The organism is Antarcticirhabdus aurantiaca (genome assembly GCF_009765365.1).
GTDB lineage: Bacteria > Pseudomonadota > Alphaproteobacteria > Rhizobiales > Rhizobiaceae > Antarcticirhabdus > Antarcticirhabdus aurantiaca.
The window spans coordinates 63,893-84,586 of the sequence record NZ_VTOM01000027.1; the positions used below are offsets into that span (position 1 = coordinate 63,893).

18 protein-coding genes are annotated in these 20,694 nt (G+C 69.7%); 16 read left to right on the forward strand and 2 right to left on the reverse strand.

Annotated features, from left to right (window positions below; all coding sequences use genetic code 11):
- The first annotated feature begins 74 nt into the window (after nucleotides 1-74).
- From FZN60_RS24625 to lpdA, 15 genes are all read left to right on the forward strand, one after another.
- The gene (locus FZN60_RS24625; RefSeq protein WP_158876235.1) at nucleotides 75-362 is read left to right on the forward strand and encodes a hypothetical protein; all 288 of its coding nucleotides are present in this window, start codon (nucleotides 75-77) and stop codon (nucleotides 360-362) included.
- 16 nt (nucleotides 363-378) lie between these two features.
- A complete protein-coding gene (gene pdxY / locus FZN60_RS24630; protein WP_158876237.1) occupies nucleotides 379-1,284 on the forward strand; it encodes a pyridoxal kinase PdxY in 906 nt (301 codons plus the stop codon).
- Between the two features lie 101 nt (nucleotides 1,285-1,385).
- Complete coding sequence (locus FZN60_RS24635; protein WP_369413074.1) at nucleotides 1,386-2,084, forward strand: carbonic anhydrase; 699 nt, start codon at nucleotides 1,386-1,388, stop codon at nucleotides 2,082-2,084.
- A 197-nt stretch (nucleotides 2,085-2,281) separates the two neighbouring features.
- On the forward strand, nucleotides 2,282-2,830 hold the full coding sequence (locus FZN60_RS24640; RefSeq protein ID WP_199266643.1) for a protease inhibitor Inh/omp19 family protein: 549 nt from the start codon (nucleotides 2,282-2,284) through the stop codon (nucleotides 2,828-2,830).
- A gap of 168 nt (nucleotides 2,831-2,998) precedes the next feature.
- Nucleotides 2,999-4,198 (forward strand): cell division protein ZapE, encoded by a 1,200-nt coding sequence (gene zapE, locus FZN60_RS24645; RefSeq protein ID WP_158876241.1) that lies wholly within the window; start codon nucleotides 2,999-3,001, stop codon nucleotides 4,196-4,198.
- A gap of 318 nt (nucleotides 4,199-4,516) precedes the next feature.
- Nucleotides 4,517-5,479: a malate dehydrogenase gene (gene mdh / locus FZN60_RS24650; protein ID WP_158876243.1), complete on the forward strand. Its 963-nt coding sequence runs from the start codon at nucleotides 4,517-4,519 to the stop codon at nucleotides 5,477-5,479.
- 81 nt (nucleotides 5,480-5,560) lie between these two features.
- Nucleotides 5,561-6,751: an ADP-forming succinate--CoA ligase subunit beta gene (sucC, locus tag FZN60_RS24655; protein WP_158876245.1), complete on the forward strand. Its 1,191-nt coding sequence runs from the start codon at nucleotides 5,561-5,563 to the stop codon at nucleotides 6,749-6,751.
- 132 nt (nucleotides 6,752-6,883) lie between these two features.
- A complete protein-coding gene (locus FZN60_RS24660; protein ID WP_158876246.1) occupies nucleotides 6,884-7,519 on the forward strand; it encodes a hypothetical protein in 636 nt (211 codons plus the stop codon).
- Nucleotides 7,520-7,576: 57 nt separating this feature from the next.
- Nucleotides 7,577-8,479 carry a succinate--CoA ligase subunit alpha gene (gene sucD / locus FZN60_RS24665; protein WP_158876248.1) on the forward strand — a complete coding sequence of 301 codons (903 nt, stop codon included), beginning with the start codon at nucleotides 7,577-7,579 and terminating at the stop codon, nucleotides 8,477-8,479.
- A 227-nt stretch (nucleotides 8,480-8,706) separates the two neighbouring features.
- The gene (locus FZN60_RS24670) at nucleotides 8,707-11,694 is read left to right on the forward strand and encodes a 2-oxoglutarate dehydrogenase E1 component (RefSeq protein WP_158876251.1); all 2,988 of its coding nucleotides are present in this window, start codon (nucleotides 8,707-8,709) and stop codon (nucleotides 11,692-11,694) included.
- A gap of 145 nt (nucleotides 11,695-11,839) precedes the next feature.
- Nucleotides 11,840-13,135 (forward strand): 2-oxoglutarate dehydrogenase complex dihydrolipoyllysine-residue succinyltransferase, encoded by a 1,296-nt coding sequence (gene odhB, locus FZN60_RS24675; protein WP_158876253.1) that lies wholly within the window; start codon nucleotides 11,840-11,842, stop codon nucleotides 13,133-13,135.
- A 51-nt stretch (nucleotides 13,136-13,186) separates the two neighbouring features.
- Nucleotides 13,187-14,683 (forward strand): DUF4241 domain-containing protein, encoded by a 1,497-nt coding sequence (locus tag FZN60_RS24680; RefSeq protein WP_158876255.1) that lies wholly within the window; start codon nucleotides 13,187-13,189, stop codon nucleotides 14,681-14,683.
- Nucleotides 14,680-15,321: a LysE family transporter gene (locus tag FZN60_RS24685; protein WP_158876257.1), complete on the forward strand. Its 642-nt coding sequence runs from the start codon at nucleotides 14,680-14,682 to the stop codon at nucleotides 15,319-15,321. The genes FZN60_RS24680 and FZN60_RS24685 overlap by 4 nt, the downstream gene beginning before the upstream one ends.
- 28 nt (nucleotides 15,322-15,349) lie before the next feature.
- Complete coding sequence (locus FZN60_RS24690) at nucleotides 15,350-15,757, forward strand: MAPEG family protein (RefSeq protein WP_158876259.1); 408 nt, start codon at nucleotides 15,350-15,352, stop codon at nucleotides 15,755-15,757.
- A 56-nt stretch (nucleotides 15,758-15,813) separates the two neighbouring features.
- Entirely contained in the window at nucleotides 15,814-17,232 is a 1,419-nt protein-coding gene (gene lpdA / locus FZN60_RS24695; protein ID WP_158876261.1) for a dihydrolipoyl dehydrogenase, read from the forward strand.
- A 221-nt stretch (nucleotides 17,233-17,453) separates the two neighbouring features.
- Here lpdA and FZN60_RS24700 read toward each other — a convergent pair whose 3' ends face one another.
- Nucleotides 17,454-18,518 (reverse strand): TraB/GumN family protein, encoded by a 1,065-nt coding sequence (locus FZN60_RS24700; RefSeq protein WP_158876263.1) that lies wholly within the window; start codon nucleotides 18,516-18,518, stop codon nucleotides 17,454-17,456.
- Nucleotides 18,515-19,498 carry a tyrosine recombinase XerC gene (locus FZN60_RS24705; protein ID WP_158876265.1) on the reverse strand — a complete coding sequence of 328 codons (984 nt, stop codon included), beginning with the start codon at nucleotides 19,496-19,498 and terminating at the stop codon, nucleotides 18,515-18,517. Before FZN60_RS24705 ends, FZN60_RS24700 begins: the two co-directional genes overlap by 4 nt.
- A gap of 207 nt (nucleotides 19,499-19,705) precedes the next feature.
- Here FZN60_RS24705 and FZN60_RS24710 point away from each other — a divergent pair, with 207 nt between their 5' ends.
- Nucleotides 19,706-20,140, forward strand: a complete 435-nt coding sequence (locus FZN60_RS24710; protein WP_158876267.1) for an OsmC family protein — start codon at nucleotides 19,706-19,708, stop codon at nucleotides 20,138-20,140.
- Nucleotides 20,141-20,694 lie beyond the last annotated feature (554 nt).

Sequence of the window (20,694 nt, forward strand, 5' to 3'; positions counted from 1 at the left end):
TCACGGCTGCAGTTCGAGGCAAGCTCCGCAGCCCGGCGCTTTCCTCGGAGGCGCATTCCTTCTAAACGAGGAGCATGACCGGCCATCAGCCCCTTCCACCCCGCGGGTCGCGAGGCGACGAGGACGCGCAGCGCGAGGCGCGGGCGATCCTCCAGCGCGTCCAGCGCGAGACCGAGCCGCAGGTGGGCGCCGCCACCGAGCGGATGATCCGCGACGGCGCCGGCCATTTCCTCGGGCGCGACGCGGATCCCGCGGACCGGGTGGAGGTCTGGGGCACGCGGATCGGGCGCGGGCTCGGCCTCGTCGCCTTCGTGGTGCTGGCGGTCTGGCTGGTCCAGTCGCTGTCCGCCGCGGGCGGCTGAAGGAGACGCTTCGCCGATGAGCGCCACCTATCCGCCGCGCCCGGGCTCCGCGGCCGCCGACAAGGTCGCCGTTCTCGCCATATCGAGCCACGTCGTGCGCGGCACGGTGGGCAACCGCGCCGCGGTCTTCGCGCTGGAGTCGCTCGGCCATCCCGTCTGGTCGGTGCCGACCGTCACGCTGCCCTGGCATCCCGGGCACGGCGCCTCGACGCGCATCGTGCCGGATGCCGGCGCCTTCGCCGCGATGATGGACGACCTGTCGCGGGCGCCCTGGCTCGGCGAGGTGGGGGCCGTCCTGTCGGGCTATTTCGGCGCGTCGGATCAGGTCGAGCCGACGGCGCGGCTCGTCGAGGCGGTGAAGCGCGCCAATCCGCGCGCCGTGTTCCTGTGCGATCCCGTCCTCGGCGACGGCGGACGGCTCTACCAGCCGGCCGAAACGCTGGTCGCCATGCGCGACCGCCTGCTGCCGCTCGCCGACATCGCGACCCCCAACCGCTTCGAGCTCGAACTCCTGACGGGCCTGGAACTCGCCGGCAACGAGCACCTGATCGAGGCGGCGACGACGCTCGGGCCGGCCCGCGTCGTCGTCACCTCGGCGCACGCCCTCCTGCGCGGGGGCATCGGCAACCTCCTCGTCGAGGGCTTCGAGGCGCTGCTCGCCGAGCACCGGCAGATCGAGAACGCGCCCAAGGGCGTCGGCGACCTTACCTCGGCGGTGTTTCTGGCGCGCCTCCTCGCCGGCATGAGCGGGGAAAAGGCGCTGCAGACCACCACGGCCGCGGTGTTCGAGGTCCTGGCGCGCACGGCCAAGCGCGGCGCCGACGAGCTGCAGCTCGAAACCGACGCCGACAGCCTGAAGCATCCCATGGCCATGGTGCAGATGCGCCGCCTCGCTTATCCCGGCGGCAACCGGCGCGCCTGAGCGGCGGACCCGTTGAATGTCGCGGCGCCGCATCGTATCAGCGGCGCATGGACGAGACCGTGCTTCTTCCCGATCGGCTGCTGTCCGGCTACCGGTCCTTCATGCTCGGCCGCTACAGCGGCGAGGCGGAGCGTTATCGCCAGCTGGCCCGCGAGGGCCAGACGCCCGAAACCATGGTGATCGCCTGCTGCGACTCGCGGGCGGCGCCGGAAACCATCTTCGACGCCGCGCCCGGCGACCTCTTCGTGGTGCGCAACGTCGCCAACCTCGTGCCGCCCTATACGCCGAACGCCGACTTCCACGGCACCTCGGCGGCGCTCGAGTTCGGCGTCCAGGCCCTCAAGGTCCGCCACATCATCGTCATGGGCCACGGCCGCTGCGGGGGCATCAAGGCCGCGCTCGACCCGGAGATGCAGCCGCTCTCGGAAAGCGACTTCATCGGCAAGTGGATGAGCCTCGTGCGCGAGTCGGCCGAAACGATCGGCGCCAACGACCTCCTGACGGCGGCCGAGCGCCAGCGCCTGATGGAGCGCGTCTCGATCCGCGCCTCGCTCGCGAACCTGCGCACCTTCCCCTACATCGCCAAGAACGAGGCCGAAGGGCGCCTGACGCTTCACGGCGCCTGGTTCGACATCTCGACGGGCGAGCTCTGGGCGATGGATCAGGACACCGGCGACTTCCACCGGCCGTTCGAAGGGCACGACTTCGCGGCCGAGGCTGGGCAGGGGGCCGCCGGGACGGGCGAAACCCTCGCGGGCATGTTGCCGGCCACGAAGCCCGAGGACGCGTCGGGTCCCTGAACCGGGCGTGCCGTTCCGGTTCGCAGCGACACACAACAGCTGTTCATTGTGGCGCAATTGTTTCATTCCGGACTTGCGGCCCGCGCCCCGCTCGTTTCAAAAGGTTGACAAAGCCTTCACGGCCGGCGGGCGACGAGCCCGTGCCGGGCCGGCGAAGCCGACCGACCTGACCTATCGAGCCGGGGGATGACTCTTCGATGTCGCGCAAGTTGATGATGGGTGCCGCGCTCGCGGCGCTGACGCTCGCCGCGGGATGCGTCGGCGGGGGAAGCACGTCCTCCCGCACGGCGAGCGGTCCCGGCCCCCTGACCCCGGCACCCGTCGCCTCCGTGACGGCGAACCGCCTGCCCCCGCCTCCGCCGCCCCCGCCGCCGGTGGAGGCGCCGGCCACCGCGCCCGGCGCCCAGGTCGCGGCCCTGCCGCCCGGCTCCGCCGCGACGCCGCCCGCGCCCCCGGCCTCGTCGGCGCCCGTCACCCGCGAAAGCGTCACCGGCGCCTGGAAGGTGTCGGCCGGCGGCGGCAACTGCCAGATCTTCATGGCGCTCACCCAGTGGACCGGCGGCTACAAGGCCGCCTCGCGCGGCTGCCCCGGCCAGGTCGCCGACGTCACCGCCTGGGACGTGTCGGGCAGCCAGGTCGTCCTGAAGGACGGCAGCGGCAACAGCGTCGCGAGCCTGTCGGCCTCCGGCAGCGGCGGCTACCAGGGCACCACCGCCGGCGGCCAGGCGATCAGCATCTATCGCTGACATCACGTTCGGGCGGGCGGCGGCTCACGCTCGCCGCCGCGAACCCGCGATCGCGCCCTCGTTCTCGAAGGTGGGGACGAGCGGCGGGAGCATGCCGGCCGGCCCCTTGTTTTTCGCCGCGGCGCAACATCATCTGGGCGGCATGATCCTGGCTCCGCGTTCCGCTCCATGACCGATCCCGCTTCCTCGAAGCCCGTCCGCTTCGGACCCGTGCGCGGCGCCCTGGAGCGCCTGATCGCGCAGGGGAAGATCGAGGCGGATCCCGCCCAGCGCCGGCTCGCCGACCGCCTGGACGAGCTGGATGCGAGCCTCGGCCGCGCCTCCGTCGCCTCCAAGAAGAGCGCGCTCGGCTGGCTCTTCGGGACCCGGCGCGAAGCGCCCGAACCCGTAAAGGGCGTCTACGTCCACGGCGCCGTCGGGCGCGGCAAGACCATGCTGATGGACATGTTCTTTCGCGAAAGCTCCGTCGCCGCCAAGCGCCGCGTCCATTTCCACGCCTTCATGGGCGAGATCCACGAGCGCATCGCCGCCCACCGCGCGGCGGTGAAGGCGGGCGAGACGAGCGACGGCGACCCGATCGGGCCGGTGGCCGCCCAGGTCGCGGCCCAGACGCGGCTCCTGTGCTTCGACGAGTTCGCCGTCACCGACATCGCCGACGCGATGATCCTCGCGCGCCTGTTCAAGGCGCTGTTCGCCGAAGGCATCGTGCTCGTCGCGACCTCCAACGTCGCTCCGGACGACCTCTACAAGGACGGGCTCAACCGCGGCCTGTTCCTGCCCTTCGTCGAGCTCCTCAAGGCGCACGTCACCGTGTTCCGCCTGGAAGCGGCGACCGACTACCGCATGACCGACATCGGCCGCGACGACCTCTACGTGACGCCGCTCGGGCCGGACGCGGGCGCCCGCATGGACGCGACCTGGGGGGCGCTTCTCGACGGGGCGCGCGAGCGCCCGGCCTCCTTGTCGGTGCTCGGGCGCCTCGTGCCGGTGCCGCGGGCGGGCAACGGCGCGGCGCGCTTCACCTTCGACGAGCTTCTCGCCAGGCCCCTCGGCGCGCAGGACTACCTCGCGCTCGCCGCCCGCTTCCACACGGTGATGGTGGAGGACGTGCCGGTGATGGACCTGTCGCGCCGCAACGAGGCCAAGCGCCTGATCAACCTCGTCGACGCCTTCTACGACGCCGACCGGCGGCTGGTGCTCTCGGCCGCCGCGCCCGCGGCGGAGCTCTACACCGGACCGACGGGCACGGAGGCCTTCGAGTTCGCCCGCGCGGTGTCGCGCCTCAACGAGATGGGCACCGAAACCTATCTCGCGCGCAGCGCCCCCGCGCCGGGCGGCTCCGATCAGGCAGTCGCGGCCGGCTCCTGAGCCGATCGCCTTCCGGTCGCATCAAATATTTTAGACAGGGCGCGGCGGCGCTGAGATTTTGATCGCGCCAAGCTTTTCATATGACGTTTACGTAACTGCCGAACGTTCTAACCGGTTGAAACCGTTGGAGGCGCCGTGGCGCGGTTGCGAAATGGCGCGGTGCGATATATCCCCTCGCCGCGACGGGCCCCGTTGAAGCCACGCCGTTCGCGCGAACTCCGCTCGCGGGCGACCCTTCCCGGCGCGCCGGTCGAGACGCTCGGATCGCAACGGGCCGGATGCGCGGGACGCGTCCGGCGACAGGGAGTACCGCCCGGCATGGCCCGCAACAAAATCGCACTCATCGGCTCCGGCATGATCGGCGGCACGCTCGCCCACCTCGCCGGCCTCAAGGAGCTCGGCGACATCGTGCTCTTCGACATCGCCGAGGGCACGCCCCAGGGCAAGGCGCTCGACATTGCCCAGTCCGGGCCGGTCGAGGGCTTCGACGCTCGTTTGTCGGGCGCCAACGATTATTCCGCGATCGAGGGCGCCGATGTCTGCATCGTCACCGCCGGCGTGCCGCGCAAGCCCGGCATGAGCCGCGACGATCTCCTCGGCATCAACCTCAAGGTCATGGAAGCCGTCGGCGCGGGCATCAAGCAGTACGCCCCGAACGCCTTCGTGATCTGCATCACCAATCCGCTCGACGCCATGGTCTGGGCGCTGCAGAAGTTCTCGGGCCTGCCCAAGACCCACGTCGTCGGCATGGCCGGCGTCCTCGACTCGGCGCGCTTCCGCCACTTCCTCGCCACCGAGTTCGACGTCTCGGTCGAGGACGTGACCGCCTTCGTGCTCGGCGGCCACGGTGACACCATGGTGCCGCTGGTGCGCTACTCGACGGTGGCCGGCATCCCGCTGCCCGACCTCGTCAAGATGGGCTGGACAAGCCAGGAGAAGCTCGACGCCATCGTCCAGCGCACCCGCGACGGCGGCGCCGAGATCGTCGGCCTCCTCAAGACCGGTTCGGCCTACTACGCGCCGGCGGCCTCGGCGATCGAGATGGCCGAGAGCTTCCTGAAGGACAAGAAGCGCGTCCTGCCCGCCGCCGCCGCGCTGACCGGCCAGTACGGCCTCGACGACCTTTACGTCGGCGTGCCCGTCGTGATCGGCGCCGGCGGCGTCGAGCGCGTCGTCGAGATCACCCTCGACGGCGAGGAGAAGGCGCAGTTCGAGAAGTCCGTCGGCTCGGTGAAGGGCCTGATGGACGCCTGCCGCGGCATCGCCCCGAGCCTTGCCTGATCCAGTCTGCCGGGGTGGCCGCGGCGTTTCGCGGCCCCTCGTCCTCCTGACCCCTTCCGCGACAAGCCGGGAACCCATTCGATGAACATCCACGAGTACCAGGCCAAGGAGCTCCTCAAGGGCTTCGGCGCACCCGTCGCCAAGGGCGTCGCCATCACCTCGGCCGACGAGGCCGAGGCCGCCGCCCGGCAGCTTCCCGGTCCCCTCTACGTCGTGAAGAGCCAGATCCACGCCGGCGGCCGCGGCAAGGGCAAGTTCAAGGAGCTCGGCCCCGATGCCAAGGGCGGCGTGCGCCTCGCCAAGTCGGTCGAGGAAGCCGTCGCCCACGCCAAGGAGATGCTGGGCAACACGCTCGTCACCGCCCAGACGGGCGACGCCGGCAAGCAGGTGAACCGCCTCTACATCGAGGACGGCGCCGACATCGACCGCGAGCTCTACCTCTCGCTCCTCGTCGACCGCTCGGTCGGCCGCGTCGCCTTCGTCGTCTCGACGGAAGGCGGCATGGACATCGAGGCCGTCGCCCACGACACGCCCGAGAAGATCGTCACCGTCGCCATCGACCCGCTCACTGGCGTGACGGAGGCCGACGTCGCCAGGATCTCCGACGCCTACGGCCTCCAGGGCGCGGCGCGCGAGGACGGCAAGAGCCTGTTTCCGGCGCTCTACAAGGCCTTCGTCGAGAAGGATATGAGCCTTCTCGAGGTGAACCCGCTGATCGTCATGACGGACGGCCACCTGCGCGTCCTCGACGCCAAGGTTTCCTTCGATGGCAACGCCCTGTTCCGCCACGAGGACGTCAAGGCGCTGCGCGACACGACGGAAGAGGACGCCAAGGAGATCGAGGCCTCCAAGTACGACCTCGCCTACGTCGCGCTCGACGGCGACATCGGCTGCATGGTCAACGGCGCGGGCCTCGCCATGGCGACGATGGACATCATCAAGCTCTACGGCAAGGAGCCGGCGAACTTCCTCGACGTCGGCGGCGGCGCCTCCAAGGAGAAGGTCACCGCGGCCTTCAAGATCATCACCGCCGATCCGAACGTGAAGGGCATCCTCGTCAACATCTTCGGCGGCATCATGCGCTGCGACGTCATCGCCGAGGGCGTCGTCGCGGCCGTGAAGGACGTCGGGCTCACCGTCCCGCTCGTCGTGCGCCTCGAGGGCACCAACGTCGAGAAGGGCAAGGCCATCCTCAACGAGAGCGGCCTCGCCATCACCGCGGCGGACGACCTCGACGACGCCGCCAAGAAGATCGTCGCGGCGGTCGGCTGAGAGGAAACGTCGGCATCGTCGCCGCGGCCGAGCGGCTCGAAGCGGCGGCGGTGCCTTGCGAAGACCTCGCCCCTGGGCAGAGCTGCGGCTCCGTCCGCGTCGTCAACCCTTTCCTGTGAGACCGGACAGACCGTGACGAGCGCCGCTCCCACCAGCACCGTTTCGGCGAGGCTCGCCCGCCTGGGAGCCCTGGTGCTGGGCGCCGGGCTCGCCGCTGCGACGCCGGCCGGTGCCCAGGCGCCCGCCCACGTCGTCCTGCCGGTCGCCGCGCCGGACGGCGCTCACCCGCTCCTCGCCGACTTCGTCGCGATCTGCTCGCGCGCCATGCTGGATTTTCCGTCCGCCGTGGCGGAGGCCGGCAAGCGAGGCTGGGCGAGCTCGCCGGCCGAGGGGGGCCTCCTCGAGGAGGCCGCCCTGGCCGCCCTCGGCAGCGTCAGCCTCTCGAAGGCGCAGGACGACTTCGACTCGCTCTTCCTGCTCGTCAACAAGGTGAACTTCCCCCACCTCACCTCCGCGAGCTGCAATCTGCAGCTGATCGGCGACCCGCCGGCCGGCCTGGATACAAGCCCCCTGACCGGCATCGAGGGCGTGCTTCCGGGCCTCCTCAACGGACTGGCCCATCCCCTGATCGGCACCTGGAGCTTTCTCGACGAGCAGGACCAGGTCGTCACCATGATGTCCGTGCCCCTCGGCGACCAGGGCGTGTCGCTGGTCATGAACCGGTCCGTGCGCGTCGAGCCGCCGCCTCCACCCAAGCCGGCGCCCTGAAGCGCCCCGTTCCTGATAGAAGCGCCTGCTCAAGGCCGAAACCCGAAGGACTGAAGCGTGTCCATCCTCGTCGACAAGAACACCAAGATCATCGTGCAGGGCCTGACCGGCAAGACCGGCACCTTCCACACCGAGCAGGCGCTGCGCTACCACGGCACGCAGATGGTCGCCGGCGTCCACCCGAAGAAGGGCGGCGAGAGCTGGACGGGCTCGGAAGGCGAGACGCTGCCGATCTTCGCCTCCGTCGCCGAGGCCAAGGAGGCGACCGGCGCCGACGCGTCCGTCGTCTACGTGCCGCCGGCGGGCGCGGCCGCCGCGATCATCGAAGCGATCGAGGCCGAGATCCCCTTCATCGTCTGCATCACCGAAGGCATCCCGGTCTCGGACATGGTGACGGTCAAGGCGCGCCTGGAGACGTCCAAGTCGCGGCTGCTGGGACCCAACTGCCCCGGCATCCTGACGCCGAACGAGTGCAAGATCGGCATCATGCCCGGCAACATCTTCAAGAAGGGCAATGTCGGCATCGTATCGCGCTCGGGAACGCTTACATACGAGGCGGTCTTCCAGACCACCAATGCCGGCCTCGGCCAGTCCACGGCCGTCGGCATCGGCGGCGATCCGGTGAAGGGCACCGAGTTCATCGACGTGCTCGAGCTGTTCCTCGCCGACGACGAGACGCAGTCGATCATCATGATCGGCGAGATCGGCGGCTCGGCCGAAGAGGACGCGGCGCAGTTCCTCCTCGACGAGGCCAAGCGCGGCCGCAAGAAGCCGATGGCCGGCTTCATCGCCGGGCGTACCGCCCCGAAGGGCCGCACCATGGGCCATGCCGGCGCGGTGGTCTCGGGCGGCAAGGGCAATGCGGAGTCGAAGATCGCGGCGATGGAGCGGGCCGGCATCCGCGTCTCGCCGAGCCCGGCCCGCCTCGGCACGACGCTGCTCGAGGTGCTGAAGGGCTGAGGCCTCCGGCGAGGCCCGCCGACGCTCCGAGGCGGCAGGCGCTTCGGCCTCGTCCGCCCGCCGCAAGCTTCGCGTGTCAATGACGCGCGCGAGGCTCGGGCGGATACCCCGCGCGAATGCGGGCCTACGTGTTTGAGTATGAGCGGGCGCGGCGGCTTCTTGAAGAGCCGCGCGCCCAAACGGAACGATCCAGGGAGACGGCCCCCTTGTCCGGGCCGCGAGAAACCATGTCACGCAGTCCGGCGAACGACACCTTCGCGCAGACCTCCTTCCTGTACGGCGGCAATGCCGACTACATCGAGGAGCTGGCGGCGCGCTACGAGGCCGACCCGTCCTCCGTGTCGGAGGAGTGGCGGTCCTTCTTCGGCGCGCTGGGCGACGACAAGGCCACGGTGGTCAAGAACGCCGAAGGCGCCTCCTGGCAGCGCGCCAACTGGCCGATCGCGGCCAACGGCGAGCTCGTCTCGGCCCTCGACGGCAACTGGCCCGAGGCCGAGAAGCGCATCGAGGCCAAGGTCAAGGACAAGGCGGCGCAGGCCGGCGCGGCGATCGACCCGAAGGCGGTGACGCAGGCCGCGCGCGACAGCGTGCGCGCCCTCATGCTGATCCGCGCCTACCGCGTGCGCGGCCACCTCCACGCCAAGCTCGACCCGCTCGGCCTCGCCAAGGCCGCGGACGAGGACTACAACGAGCTTTCCCCGGAGAACTACGGCTTCACCGCCGCCGACTACGACCGCCCGATCTTCATCGACAACGTCCTCGGCGTCGAGTTCGCCAGCATCCGCCAGATGGTGGACATCCTGGAGCGGACCTACTGCTCGACGGTCGGCGTCGAGTTCATGCACATCTCGAACCCTGAAGAGAAGCGCTGGATCCAGGAGCGCATCGAGGGGCCGGACAAGGGCGTCGCCTTCACCGACCAGGGCAAGCGCGCGATCCTCAACAAGCTGATCGAGGCGGAAGGCTTCGAGAAGTTCCTCGACGTCAAGTACAAGGGCACCAAGCGCTTCGGCCTCGACGGCGGCGAGGCGCTGATCCCGGCGCTCGAGCAGATCATCAAGCGCGGCGGCCAGCTCGGCCTCACCGAGATCATCCTCGGCATGGCCCATCGCGGCCGCCTCAACGTCCTGTCCCAAGTCATGGGCAAGCCGCACCGGGCGATCTTCAACGAGTTCAAGGGCGGGTCCTTCCAGCCCGAGGACGTCGAGGGTTCGGGTGACGTCAAGTACCATCTCGGCGCCTCGGCCGATCGCGAGTTCGACGACAACAAGGTCCACCTGTCGCTGACCGCCAACCCCTCGCACCTCGAGATCGTCAATCCCGTGGTGCTCGGAAAGGCGCGCGCCAAGCAGGACCAGATCGCCGGGCGCACCCGCACCGAGATCGTGCCGCTGGAAACCCGCGCCCAGGTGCTGCCGCTGCTGATCCACGGCGACGCGGCCTTCGCCGGCCAGGGCGTCGTCGCCGAGTGCTTCGGCCTGTCGGGGCTTCGCGGCCACCGCACCGGCGGCTCGATCCACTTCATCATCAACAACCAGATCGGCTTCACGACCAATCCGCGCCTGTCGCGCTCCTCGCCCTATCCGTCCGACGTCGCCAAGATGGTCGAGGCGCCGATCTTCCACGTCAACGGCGACGATCCGGAAGCCGTGGTCTTCGCGGCCAAGGTCGCGATCGAGTACCGGATGCTGTTCAAGAAGCCGGTCGTGATCGACATGTTCTGCTACCGCCGCTTCGGCCACAACGAGGGCGACGAGCCGGGCTTCACGCAGCCCATCATGTACAAGACCATCCGCGGCCACGAGACGACGCTGGAGCTCTACTCCAAGAAGCTCGTTTCCGCCGGCACGCTCTCCCAGGCCGAGATCGACGAGCGCCGCGCCGAATGGCGCCGCCACCTCGACGGCGAGTTCGAGGCCGGGGGCAGCTACCACCCCAACAAGGCCGACTGGCTGGACGGCGCCTGGACGGGCCTGCGCCGCGCCGAGACCGCCGACGAGCCGCGCCGCGGCATCACCGGCGTGCCGATCAAGACCCTGCGCGAGATCGGGCAGAAGCTCACCCGCGTGCCGGAGGGCTTCAACCTCCACAAGACCATCGGCCGCTTCATGGACGCGCGCGCCAAGGCGATCGAGTCCGGCGAGAACATCGACTGGGCGACCGGCGAGGCGCTGGCCTTCGGCACGCTGCTGACGGAAGGCCACCCGGTGCGCCTGTCGGGCCAGGACGTCGAGCGCGGCACCTTCTCCCAGCGCCACTCGGTCGTCTACGACCAGGAGGACGAGACGCGCTACGTGCCGCTGCAGAACCTCGCCAAGGGGCAGGCGGCCTACGACGTCATCAACTCCATGCTCTCGGAAGAAGCGGTGCTCGGCTACGAGTACGGCTATTCCCTCGCGGAGCCGCACGCGCTGACCCTCTGGGAAGCGCAGTTCGGCGACTTCGTGAACGGCGCGCAGGTCGTCATCGACCAGTTCATCTCGTCGGGCGAGAAGAAGTGGCTGCGCATGTCCGGCCTCGTGATGCTCCTGCCGCACGGCTACGAGGGGCAGGGGCCCGAGCACTCCTCCGCGAGGCTGGAGCGCTTCCTCCAGCTCTGCGCGGAGGACAACATGCAGGTCGCCAACATCACGACGCCGGCGAACTACTTCCATGCCCTTCGCCGGCAGCTGAAGCGCGACTTCCGCAAGCCGCTGATCCTGATGACCCCGAAGTCGCTGCTGCGTCACAAGCGGGCGGTCTCGCAGCTCTCGGAGATGACCGGCGACACGAGCTTCCACCGCCTCCTGTGGGACGATGCGGAGCGCAACAAGGACGCGAGCGGCATCAAGCTCGTCAAGGACGACAAGATCCGCCGCGTCGTGATGTGCACGGGCAAGGTCTATTACGACCTCTTCGAGGAGCGCGAGAAGCGGGGGATCGACGACGTCTACCTCCTGCGCCTCGAGCAGCTCTACCCGTTCCCGGCCAAGGCGCTGATCAACGAGCTCTCGCGCTTCAAGGGCGCCGAGATGGTGTGGTGCCAGGAGGAGCCCAAGAACATGGGCGCCTGGAGCTTCATCGATCCCTATCTCGAATGGGTGCTCGACCATATCGGCGCCGAGAAGAAGCGCGTGCGCTATGCCGGGCGCCAGGCGGCGGCCTCGCCGGCCGCGGGCACCATGTCCAAGCACCTCGCCCAGCTCTCCGCCTTCCTGGAAGACGCGCTCGGCTGACATGCGAGACCGGTCCGGGGCAAGATGCCCGGGCCAGTCTTGCCCGCCCAGACCACCCCACCGCCGCCCCGCGGAGCCGAGCGCCTGACGCGCCGCCCCGAGGACACCGAACCAGAAGACTATCGACGAGGAGACGGTCAGACCCATGGCCACCGAAATCAAGGTCCCCACGCTCGGGGAAAGCGTCACCGAGGCCACGATCGGCCAGTGGTTCAAGAAGCCGGGCGACCGGGTCGAGGCGGACGAGACCATCGCCGAGCTCGAGACCGACAAGGTGACCGTGGAAGTGCCCGCGCCCGCCGCCGGCGTGCTGCAGGAGATCGTCGTCAAGGAAGGCGAGACCGTCGAGGTCGGCGCGCTGATCGGCGTGATCGGCGAGGGTGAGGGAAGCGGTGCCGCCAAGCCCGCGGCCGCCGCCCCCGCGCCCGCCAAGGCCGAGCCGGCGGCCGCCGCGGCCGCCGCGCCGAAGAGCGACTACGGCTCGGCCGGCGCTTCGCCCGCGCCGCAGGCCGCGCCCGCTGGCGCCTCCAACGGCTCGGCCGGCGGCTCGATGCCCGCCGCCCCGTCGGCGCAGAAGCTGATGGCCGACAACAACGTGTCGGACGTCGAGGGCACCGGCAAGCGCGGCCAGGTGCTGAAGGGCGACGTCCTCGCCGCGATCGCCCGCGGTGCGCCCTCGTCCACGCCCGAGAAGCCGGCGATCCCCGCCGCCGCCCGCGCGCCGTCCAGCGGCGACGACGCGGCGCGCGAGGAGCGGGTCAAGATGACCCGCCTGCGCCAGACCATCGCCAAGCGGCTGAAGGACGCGCAGAACACCGCCGCCATGCTCACCACCTTCAACGAGGTGGACATGACGGCCGTGATGGCGCTGCGCAACCGCTACAAGGACGTCTTCGAGAAGAAGCACGGCGTGAAGCTCGGCTTCATGGGCTTCTTCACCAAGGCGGTGACGCACGCCCTGAAGGAGATCCCGGCGGTCAATGCCGAGATCGACGGCAACGAGCTGATCTACAAGAACTACTGCCACGTCGGCATGGCGGTCGGCACCGACAAGGGCCTCGTCGTGCCCGTCGTGCGCGACGCCGACCAGCTCTCGATCGCCGGCATCGAGAAGGAGCTCGGGCGCCTCGCCAAGGCCGCACGCGACGGTTCGCTGTCGATGTCGGACATGCAGGGCGGCACCTTCACGATCACCAATGGCGGCGTCTACGGCTCCTTGATGTCGACGCCGATCCTGAACGCGCCGCAGTCGGGCATCCTCGGCATGCACAAGATCCAGGAGCGGCCGATGGTGATCGGGGGCAAGATCGAGATCCGCCCGATGATGTACCTCGCGCTCTCCTACGATCACCGGATCGTCGACGGCAAGGAAGCCGTGACCTTCCTCGTGCGCGTCAAGGAAAGCCTGGAAGACCCGGAGCGCCTCGTTCTCGACCTGTAAGAGGACGGAAAGCGCCGGGACACGAAGCCGGTTTCAAGGGGGAGGCAGTTCATGACCATGCTCGACGCCTCCCTCGTCCGGCCGTTCCGGCGCACCCTGCTTCGCGGCGCCTCGGCTCTCGCAGGGGCGCTGCTCCTGACCGGCGGCACGCCCCGCGCCGCCGGTCAGGAGCCGCCGGAGCGGCCGTCCGGCCTCGTCCTGTCGGCGCTCGAATTGACGGGCCTCGGCGAAGCGGAGCTCGCGGCGCTTGGTGTCCGGCGCCACGCCGTCGCCGCGCTCGAATGCCCGAGCGGCCGGCTTCTCGCCGGCGAAGCGGCCTCCGAGCTGTCAAACGCCCTCCTCTTCGCGCGGCGGGTCCCGCCCGGCCGCTACACCGCCTTTGCCTATGAAGAGCCGGACACTCACGGCTTCGAGGACCGAGCCTGTCTCGCCGAGCTGCGAATCTCGGATGCGCCGGTCCTGCGCTGGGAACTCGCCACCTTCGATGCGCCGGATGTCTCAGGCGCGAGCGCGGCACCCGTCGCCAGCCTCAAGGCCGCTGGGTCTCCGGTCGGCCTCTGCGACGCCGCTGTGCGCTCCGCCTTCGGCTTTGCCGGCTTCGTCGGGATCCTGGCCAGCGCCTCGCCGGTTTCGAAGCAGCTTTCAAAGGCCACGGCCGATATCGAGGTCGTGCGGGAGCTGCGCTTCTCCTTCGCGCCGGACGTCAACCTCGCTTTGTTCAATCCGCCGTCCCTGTATCGGGAAGCCTTCGCCTCCTATTGGGGCCTCGACGCCGAAGGCCGCCCGGCGCGCCTCGTGATCGATCTCGGCGCTTCCGACGGATCGGGCGCGAACCGGCGGCTCCACGCGGGCGCGGAGCCGGGCGTTCCGACCGGCGCCACCCTTTCGGCCCTGCGCCGCACCGACCTTTCCGACGCCGATCTCGCCGCGCGCCGCATCGAGCGCCGTTCGGTCTCGCAGCTCGCCTGCCCGACCGGCCGCATCGTCGCCTGCGATCCCCTGGTCGGCCTCGGCGACCACCCGCCCCTCGCCCGCAGCGTCCCGACCGGCCGGCACCCGGTGCGCGTCTACATCGACCTCGACAACGACTGGGGCGAGCGCGTCGGCCTCGCCGAGCTGCGCCTGTCCGAAACGCCCGTCGCGCGCTGGCAGATCGCGCTGACCGACGAGTCCATCATTCCGGAGATGGTCGGCGACATGATCTCCGGCTACGGCGTTGACGCCGGCACCGGCTGCTTCTGCGACGAGGCCGCGCAGAAGGCGCTGGCAGACCACGAAGACGCGCGCATGAACGCCGGCGAGACCAGCTACGGCGAGACGACCCTCCTCGACGCTGCCCTCGCCATGGAGCCGGCCGCCGACCACCGCTTCGCCTTCGCGGACGACCTCAACGTCGCTCTCTTCCATTCCGGCTTCGGCGACGGCTACTACGCATCCTATTGGGGCTTCGACGCGAGCGGCGAGCCCGCCCGCCTCGTCACCAGCTTCGGCGTCTTCGAGGAAGCCGACGCACGCCCGCGCATCGCCGACAAGGAGCCGAAGCAGTGAACCCCTACGTCCTGGAACTCGCCGCGCTGATGGCGGTGTTCTCCTTCGTCATCGTCGTGCCGGGGGCGGACCTCGCCATGGTCATGCGCCAGTCGATCGTCCACGGCCGGCGCGCCGCGATCTGGACGAGCCTCGGCATCGGCGTCGCGCTCCTGTTCCACATCTCCTACACGATCCTCGGCCTCGGGCTCATCGTCTCGCAGTCGGTCTTCGCCTTCAACCTCGTGAAGTATGCCGGCGCGGCCTACCTCTTCTGGCTCGGCTGGCGCTCGCTGCGCGACGCCTCCATGCCCGAAATGCCCGAGCCGGACGCGGTCGAGCCCGCCCGTACCATGTCCGGCGCCAAGGCCTTCGGCATCGGCTTCCTGACCAACGCGCTGAACCCCAAGCCCGTGGTCTTCTTTCTGTCGCTGTTCTCCTCGCTCGTCAGCCTGTCGACGCCGGCCAGCGTCAAGTTCGGCTACGGCCTCGTGATGGCCTCGGCGCTCATCCTGTGGTTCGTCGGCGTGTCCGTCTTCTTCACCATCCCGGCCGTGCGCGACGGTTTCCGCCGCGCCGGCCGCTGGATCTCCCGCGCGACCGGCCTCGTCTTCATCGGCCTCGGCTTCAAGCTCGCCACCGAGAAGATGCACGGCTGACGCCCCACCCCCGACCGGAGACCATCCCATGCCCGAGATGACCGACATGCCGACCGAGCTGGTGCTGCTCGCCTGGTCCGTGGTCCTGCTGCTCGTCCACATCGGCATTCAGGGCTTCACCGCCACGCGCGAGCGGGGGAGCGACTGGAACGCCGGTCCCCGCGACGGGAGCCCCAAGCCCCTCGGCGTCACCGCCGGCCGCGCCGAGCGGGCGCTCGCCAACTTCAAGGAAACCTATCCGGCCTTCATCGCCGCGGTGGTCGCGGTGGTCGTCTCCGGCCGCGACGGCACGCTGTCCGAGATCGGCGTCTGGCTCTGGTTCGTCGGCCGCATCGTCTACCTGCCGCTCTACCTCAAGGGCGTGCCGATGGTCCGCTCGCTCGTCTACATGGTGTCGATCCTCGGCATCCTGCTCGTCCTTCTCGATCTCCTTTGATCGACCACCCATCTGTCTCACAGCCGCTTCCGGCCAACCCCATAGAGTAGTTCCCAATGTCCGACGCATCCTCCGCCTTCGACCTCGTCGTGATCGGCTCCGGTCCCGGCGGCTACGTCTGCGCGATCAAGGCGGCGCAGCTCGGCCTGAAAGTGGCCGTGGTCGAGAAGCGCAAGACCTACGGCGGCACCTGCCTCAACGTCGGCTGCATTCCGTCCAAGGCGCTCCTCCACGCCTCCGAAATGTTCGAGGAGGCCAACCACTCCTTCGCCAAGCTCGGCATCAAGGTGAGCCCGGAGCTCGACCTCCCCGCCATGCTCGCCCACAAGGACACGACGGTTAAGCAGAACGTCGACGGCATCGCCTTCCTGTTCAAGAAGAACAAGATCACCGGCATCATCGGAACCGGCCGCATCGCCGCGCCCGGCGCGGTCGAGGTCACGGCCGAAGACGGCTCCAAGCAGACGCTGAAGACCAAGAGCATCTGCATCGCCACCGGCTCGGTCGTTGCCGGCATCCCCGGGCTGAACGTCGCCTTCGACGGCAAGACGATCGTGTCCTCCGACGACGCCATCGCGCTCCCGAAGGTGCCCGAGCGCCTCGTGGTGGTCGGCGGCGGCGTGATCGGCCTCGAGCTCGGCTCCGTCTGGCAGCGGCTCGGCGCCAAGGTCACGGTCGTCGAGTACCTCGACAAGATCCTCGGCCCCACCGACGCCGAGATCTCCACCCAGTTCCAGAAGATCCTTGCCAAGCAGGGCATGACCTTCCACCTCGGCGCCAAGGTCACGGCCGTCGAGTCCACCGGCTCGGCCGCCAAGGTCACCTTCGAGCCCGCCAAGGGCGGCGAGGCCCAGACCCTCGAGGCCGACGTCGTCCTCGTCGCCACCGGCCGCAAGCCCTTCACCGACGGCCTCGGCCTCGATGAAGTCGGCGTCGCCCGCGACAAGGCCGGCCGCGTCGAGATCGACGCCCACTACAAGACCAACGTCGACGGCATCTACGCCATCGGCGACGTCGTGAAAGGCCCGATGCTCGCCCACAAGGCCGAGGACGAGGGCGTCGCGCTGGCCGAGATCCTCGCCGGCCAGCACGGCCACGTGAACTACGGCGTCATTCCCTCGGTGGTCTACACCTCCCCCGAGATCGCCTCCGTCGGCCTGACCGAGGAGGAGCTGAAGGCCGCCGGCACGCCGTACAACACCGGCAAGTTCTCCTTCACCGCCAACGGCCGCGCCCGCGCCATGCTCCACACCGACGGCTTCGTGAAGATCCTCGCCGACAAGGCCACCGACAAGGTGCTCGGCGTCCACATCATGGGCTTCGGCGCCGGCGACATGATCGCCGAAGCCGCCGTCCTCATGGAGTTCGGCGGGTCCTCCGAAGACCTGGCGCGCACCTGCCACGCCCACCCCACCATGTCCGAAGCCGTCCGCGAGGCCGCCTTCGCCACCTTCGCCAAGCCCATCCACTCGTGAGCGGCTGAGGGGCCGGCGCTGCATGGCGGGGCTGCCGCCCCGGTCCCTGCCCGGGAAGGAATTCCCGGACCCTTCTTTTCATTTGGGCACATTTCCAGTCCCGGCAGGGGGCAATGCCCCCTGCCGGGACTGGACCCGCCATATGGAAAGGGGTCCAGGGGAAATCATTTCCCCTGGCTGGGGTGCAGGGGACGGCGTCCCCTGCCTTGAGGCGCGACCCCTCAGTCCGCCCGCGTGACGGTCCAGCCGTCGGCGCGCAGCAGCTCGACGAGGCCTTCCTGGCCGGGCAGGTGGAGGGAGCCGACGGCGACGAAGACGTCGCCGTTCGCGAGGATCGGCTCGACGCGCTCGATCATGGTCTTGTTGCGCACCGTCACGATGCGCTCCTCGAAGGCGGCATAGGCCTCGCCCGAGCCGAGGCCCGAGGCGCTTTCCGGCATGGCGGCTTCGACGACGGGGGTGATCTCGGCGATCTTTCCGTCGAGGTAGAGGTTGACCATGGTTTCCAGGACATCCGGCAGGCGGTCGGCGAAGGCGAGGGTCGAGACGAGCGATTCGACCTGGATGTCGATCGGCAGCGAGGCCATGGCTTCGAGCTGTTCCGTCGCCGATTCGAGCCCCTTCACCGCCTTCTTGTCCGCTTCGGCGCGGTGCGCGAGCGTCACGTCGAGCACGGTCGCCCCGCCCTGTGCGCGCTCGGCCTCGCAGGGCGGCAGCATCAGGCTCGCCCCGACGAACCAGGGCTGCAGCCGCTCGACGGCGGTGAAGGGCACGCCCTTCTTGTCGAGCGCGGTGCGCACGAGCGCCTCCTCCTCCGGGTCGAGGAGGTCGGCGAGGGTCTGCCCGGGCGGCAGGTAGGTGAGGTCCGGCTTGGCGAACATGGCGGCCGCGCTCTTGGCCGGATCGAGCACGTCGAGCGTCTCGATCACCAGCGTGTCCGCCCCGGCGAAAGCCGCCTCGGCCTGCGGCGGCAGCGCCTGGACGCGCGGATCGGTCAGGTGCATCGTGCCGAAGAGATAGGAGGCGGGCACCCCCGCCTTCTCGATGCGGAAGAGCTTGCCCTCGCCGTTCGGAATGGCGCGCGCCTTGGCCTCGACGGCGGCGAGGCGTCCGTCGGCGGCGAGCTCGGCGGTGATGTCGCGCCCGCCGCAGGTGCCCGCCTCCCGGGTTTCCACCGCGCCCGGCAGCGCCGCGTCCGGTCCCTGGGACGAAGCGGGCAGGGGTGCGCCGAGGGCGAGAAGCGACAGGGTGCCGGCCAGGACGCGGCGGCGCAGAAGCGTGGTCATCGAACGGGCTCGCTGGAGGAAAGGGCCGCGCGCGGCCGGCGGGCGCGGGGGTGCGCGCCGTCGTAGATCGAAAGCAGCCGCGCCCCGTCGACGGCGGTATAGCCTTGCGTCGTCGACAGGCTGGCATGGCCGAGAAGGTCCTGGATGGCGCGCAGGTCGCCGCCGCCCGCCAGGAGATGCGTCGCGAAGGAATGGCGCAGCGCGTGCGGCGTCGCCGATTCGGGCAGGCCGAGCGCGCCGCGCAGCCGCGCCATGGCGCGCTGGATGATCTGCGGCCGCAGCGGCCCGCCGCGCGCGCCGCGAAACAGCGGCTCGCCGGCGTGGAGGTGATAGGGGCAGAGCCGCCGGTACTCGGCGACGGCCTGGGACACGGCCGGCAGCAGCGGCACGAGCCGCGTCTTGTTGCCCTTGCCCGTCACCCGCATGGAGCGGGCGAGGGGGTCGAGAAGCGCGTCGCCGGGAAGGTCGAGCGCTTCCGAGATGCGCAGCCCGCAGCCGTAGAGGAGGGTGAGGACGGCCGTGTCGCGCGCGCCGATCCAGGGCTCCGTCGCGAGCGCCCCGCCCTCGTCGGCGACCGCGAGCGCGTCGTCCACCGTCAGGGGCCTCGGCAGCGACTTCGGCGTCTTGGGCGCGCGCATCGCCTTGGCGCCGGCGGACGAGGCGAGGCCCCGCCGCTCCAGAAAGCGCAGGAAGGAGCGCAGGCCCGACAGCGAGCGGCCGAGCGTGCGCGCGCCCGCGCCCTCGCGCCGGCGCTCGGCGAGAAAGGCGCGAAGGTCCGTCGGGCGCAGCGCGACGAGATCGGACAGCTTCGTCGGGCGGCCGAGATAGCTCGTCATGAAGGCGAGGAACTGACGGGCGTCGCGCTCGTAGGCCTCGAGCGTGTTCTCGCCCGAGCGCTTGGTGTCGCGCAGCTCGTCGAGCCAGGCCGCCTTTTCCGCGAGAAGGTCGGGCGCTCCGATGACCAGAATCGATTCGCTCATCCCTGCCTTCCGCTCGTCGTCGAAGAAGATGGGCGCCGAACGGCCCGCCTTCCAGACTAGCCCGGCGCGATGAAGGACGCGTTGCCGCGCCGCGCCCCCGGATCGGCCGGGAGGCATGGACATTCGCGCCCAGCTTCCAACTTACCCGCCCATCGAAAACGGCCTTTCCCGGATCGGGCGGGAGGTCCACTTCAACCGGAGACGCACATGAAACGGCATGCAACCGCAATCTGGCGCGGCGCTCTCGGCGACGGCACCGGTTCGCTCACCACGCAGTCCGGCGCGCTCAGCGACCACGGCTATTCCTTCAAGGCGCGCTTCCAGGATGAGACCGGCAAGTCCGGCACCAACCCGGAAGAGCTGCTCGCCGCCGCCCATGCCGGCTGCTTCGCCATGCAGCTCTCGCATTTCCTCGCCGAGAACGGCACACCGGCGGAGGAGCTGAAGGCGCGCGCCGTCGTCAGCGTCGAGCAGGCCTCGGCCGGCTTCGAGATCACCGAGAGCGCGATCACCCTGGAAGCCAAGGTGCCGGGCATCGAGGAGGGCACCTTCCGCGAGCTCGCCGACAAGGCCAAGGCCGGCTGCCCCGTTTCGAAGGCGCTCGGTGCCATCAAGGTCAGCCTCGACGCCCGCCTCGTCTGACAGCCCGGCGAACACCGAAACGATCGGCGAACGGCCCGTCCGGACCCTCCGGGCGGGCCGTTCCGCGTTCCGACCGGCCAAAAAAAATCGACCGCGGTCGAAAAATTTTGTCCGGCAGATGTCGGCCTGGCGACGCCGGGATGAACGTTCAAGCCATTGAAATGGCGATGCCTTTTCACCATCTGAGGAGGACGGAAGGCGCCGGATTCGGATGCGATCGCCCCTGTTGACCTTTGAGGTCGGGTGGTTCTATAAGCCGGTCATCGACGGCGAGGGCGCCGCCGGCGAGCGGCACCGCTCGCTCCGGAGTTTCGGCCCTTCGGTTTGTTTATCACGGACAGCGGCGCCTTTGGCGCGAAGCATGATCCGAGGGTTCTGCGGCTTTTGCCGCCCGACCCGGCGCGGGACTGTCTCCGTTTGGAGGGTTCGGCGTGTTTTTTGAGAACTGAAGATCGAGAAGAAAGAGAAGCGCGGGCGGCGGTTGGCTGTTTGTCCGGGGTTTCTGGCCGGTACCTTTGCCGGTTGGGATGCCCGGGGAGTTCAACCGACGCTAT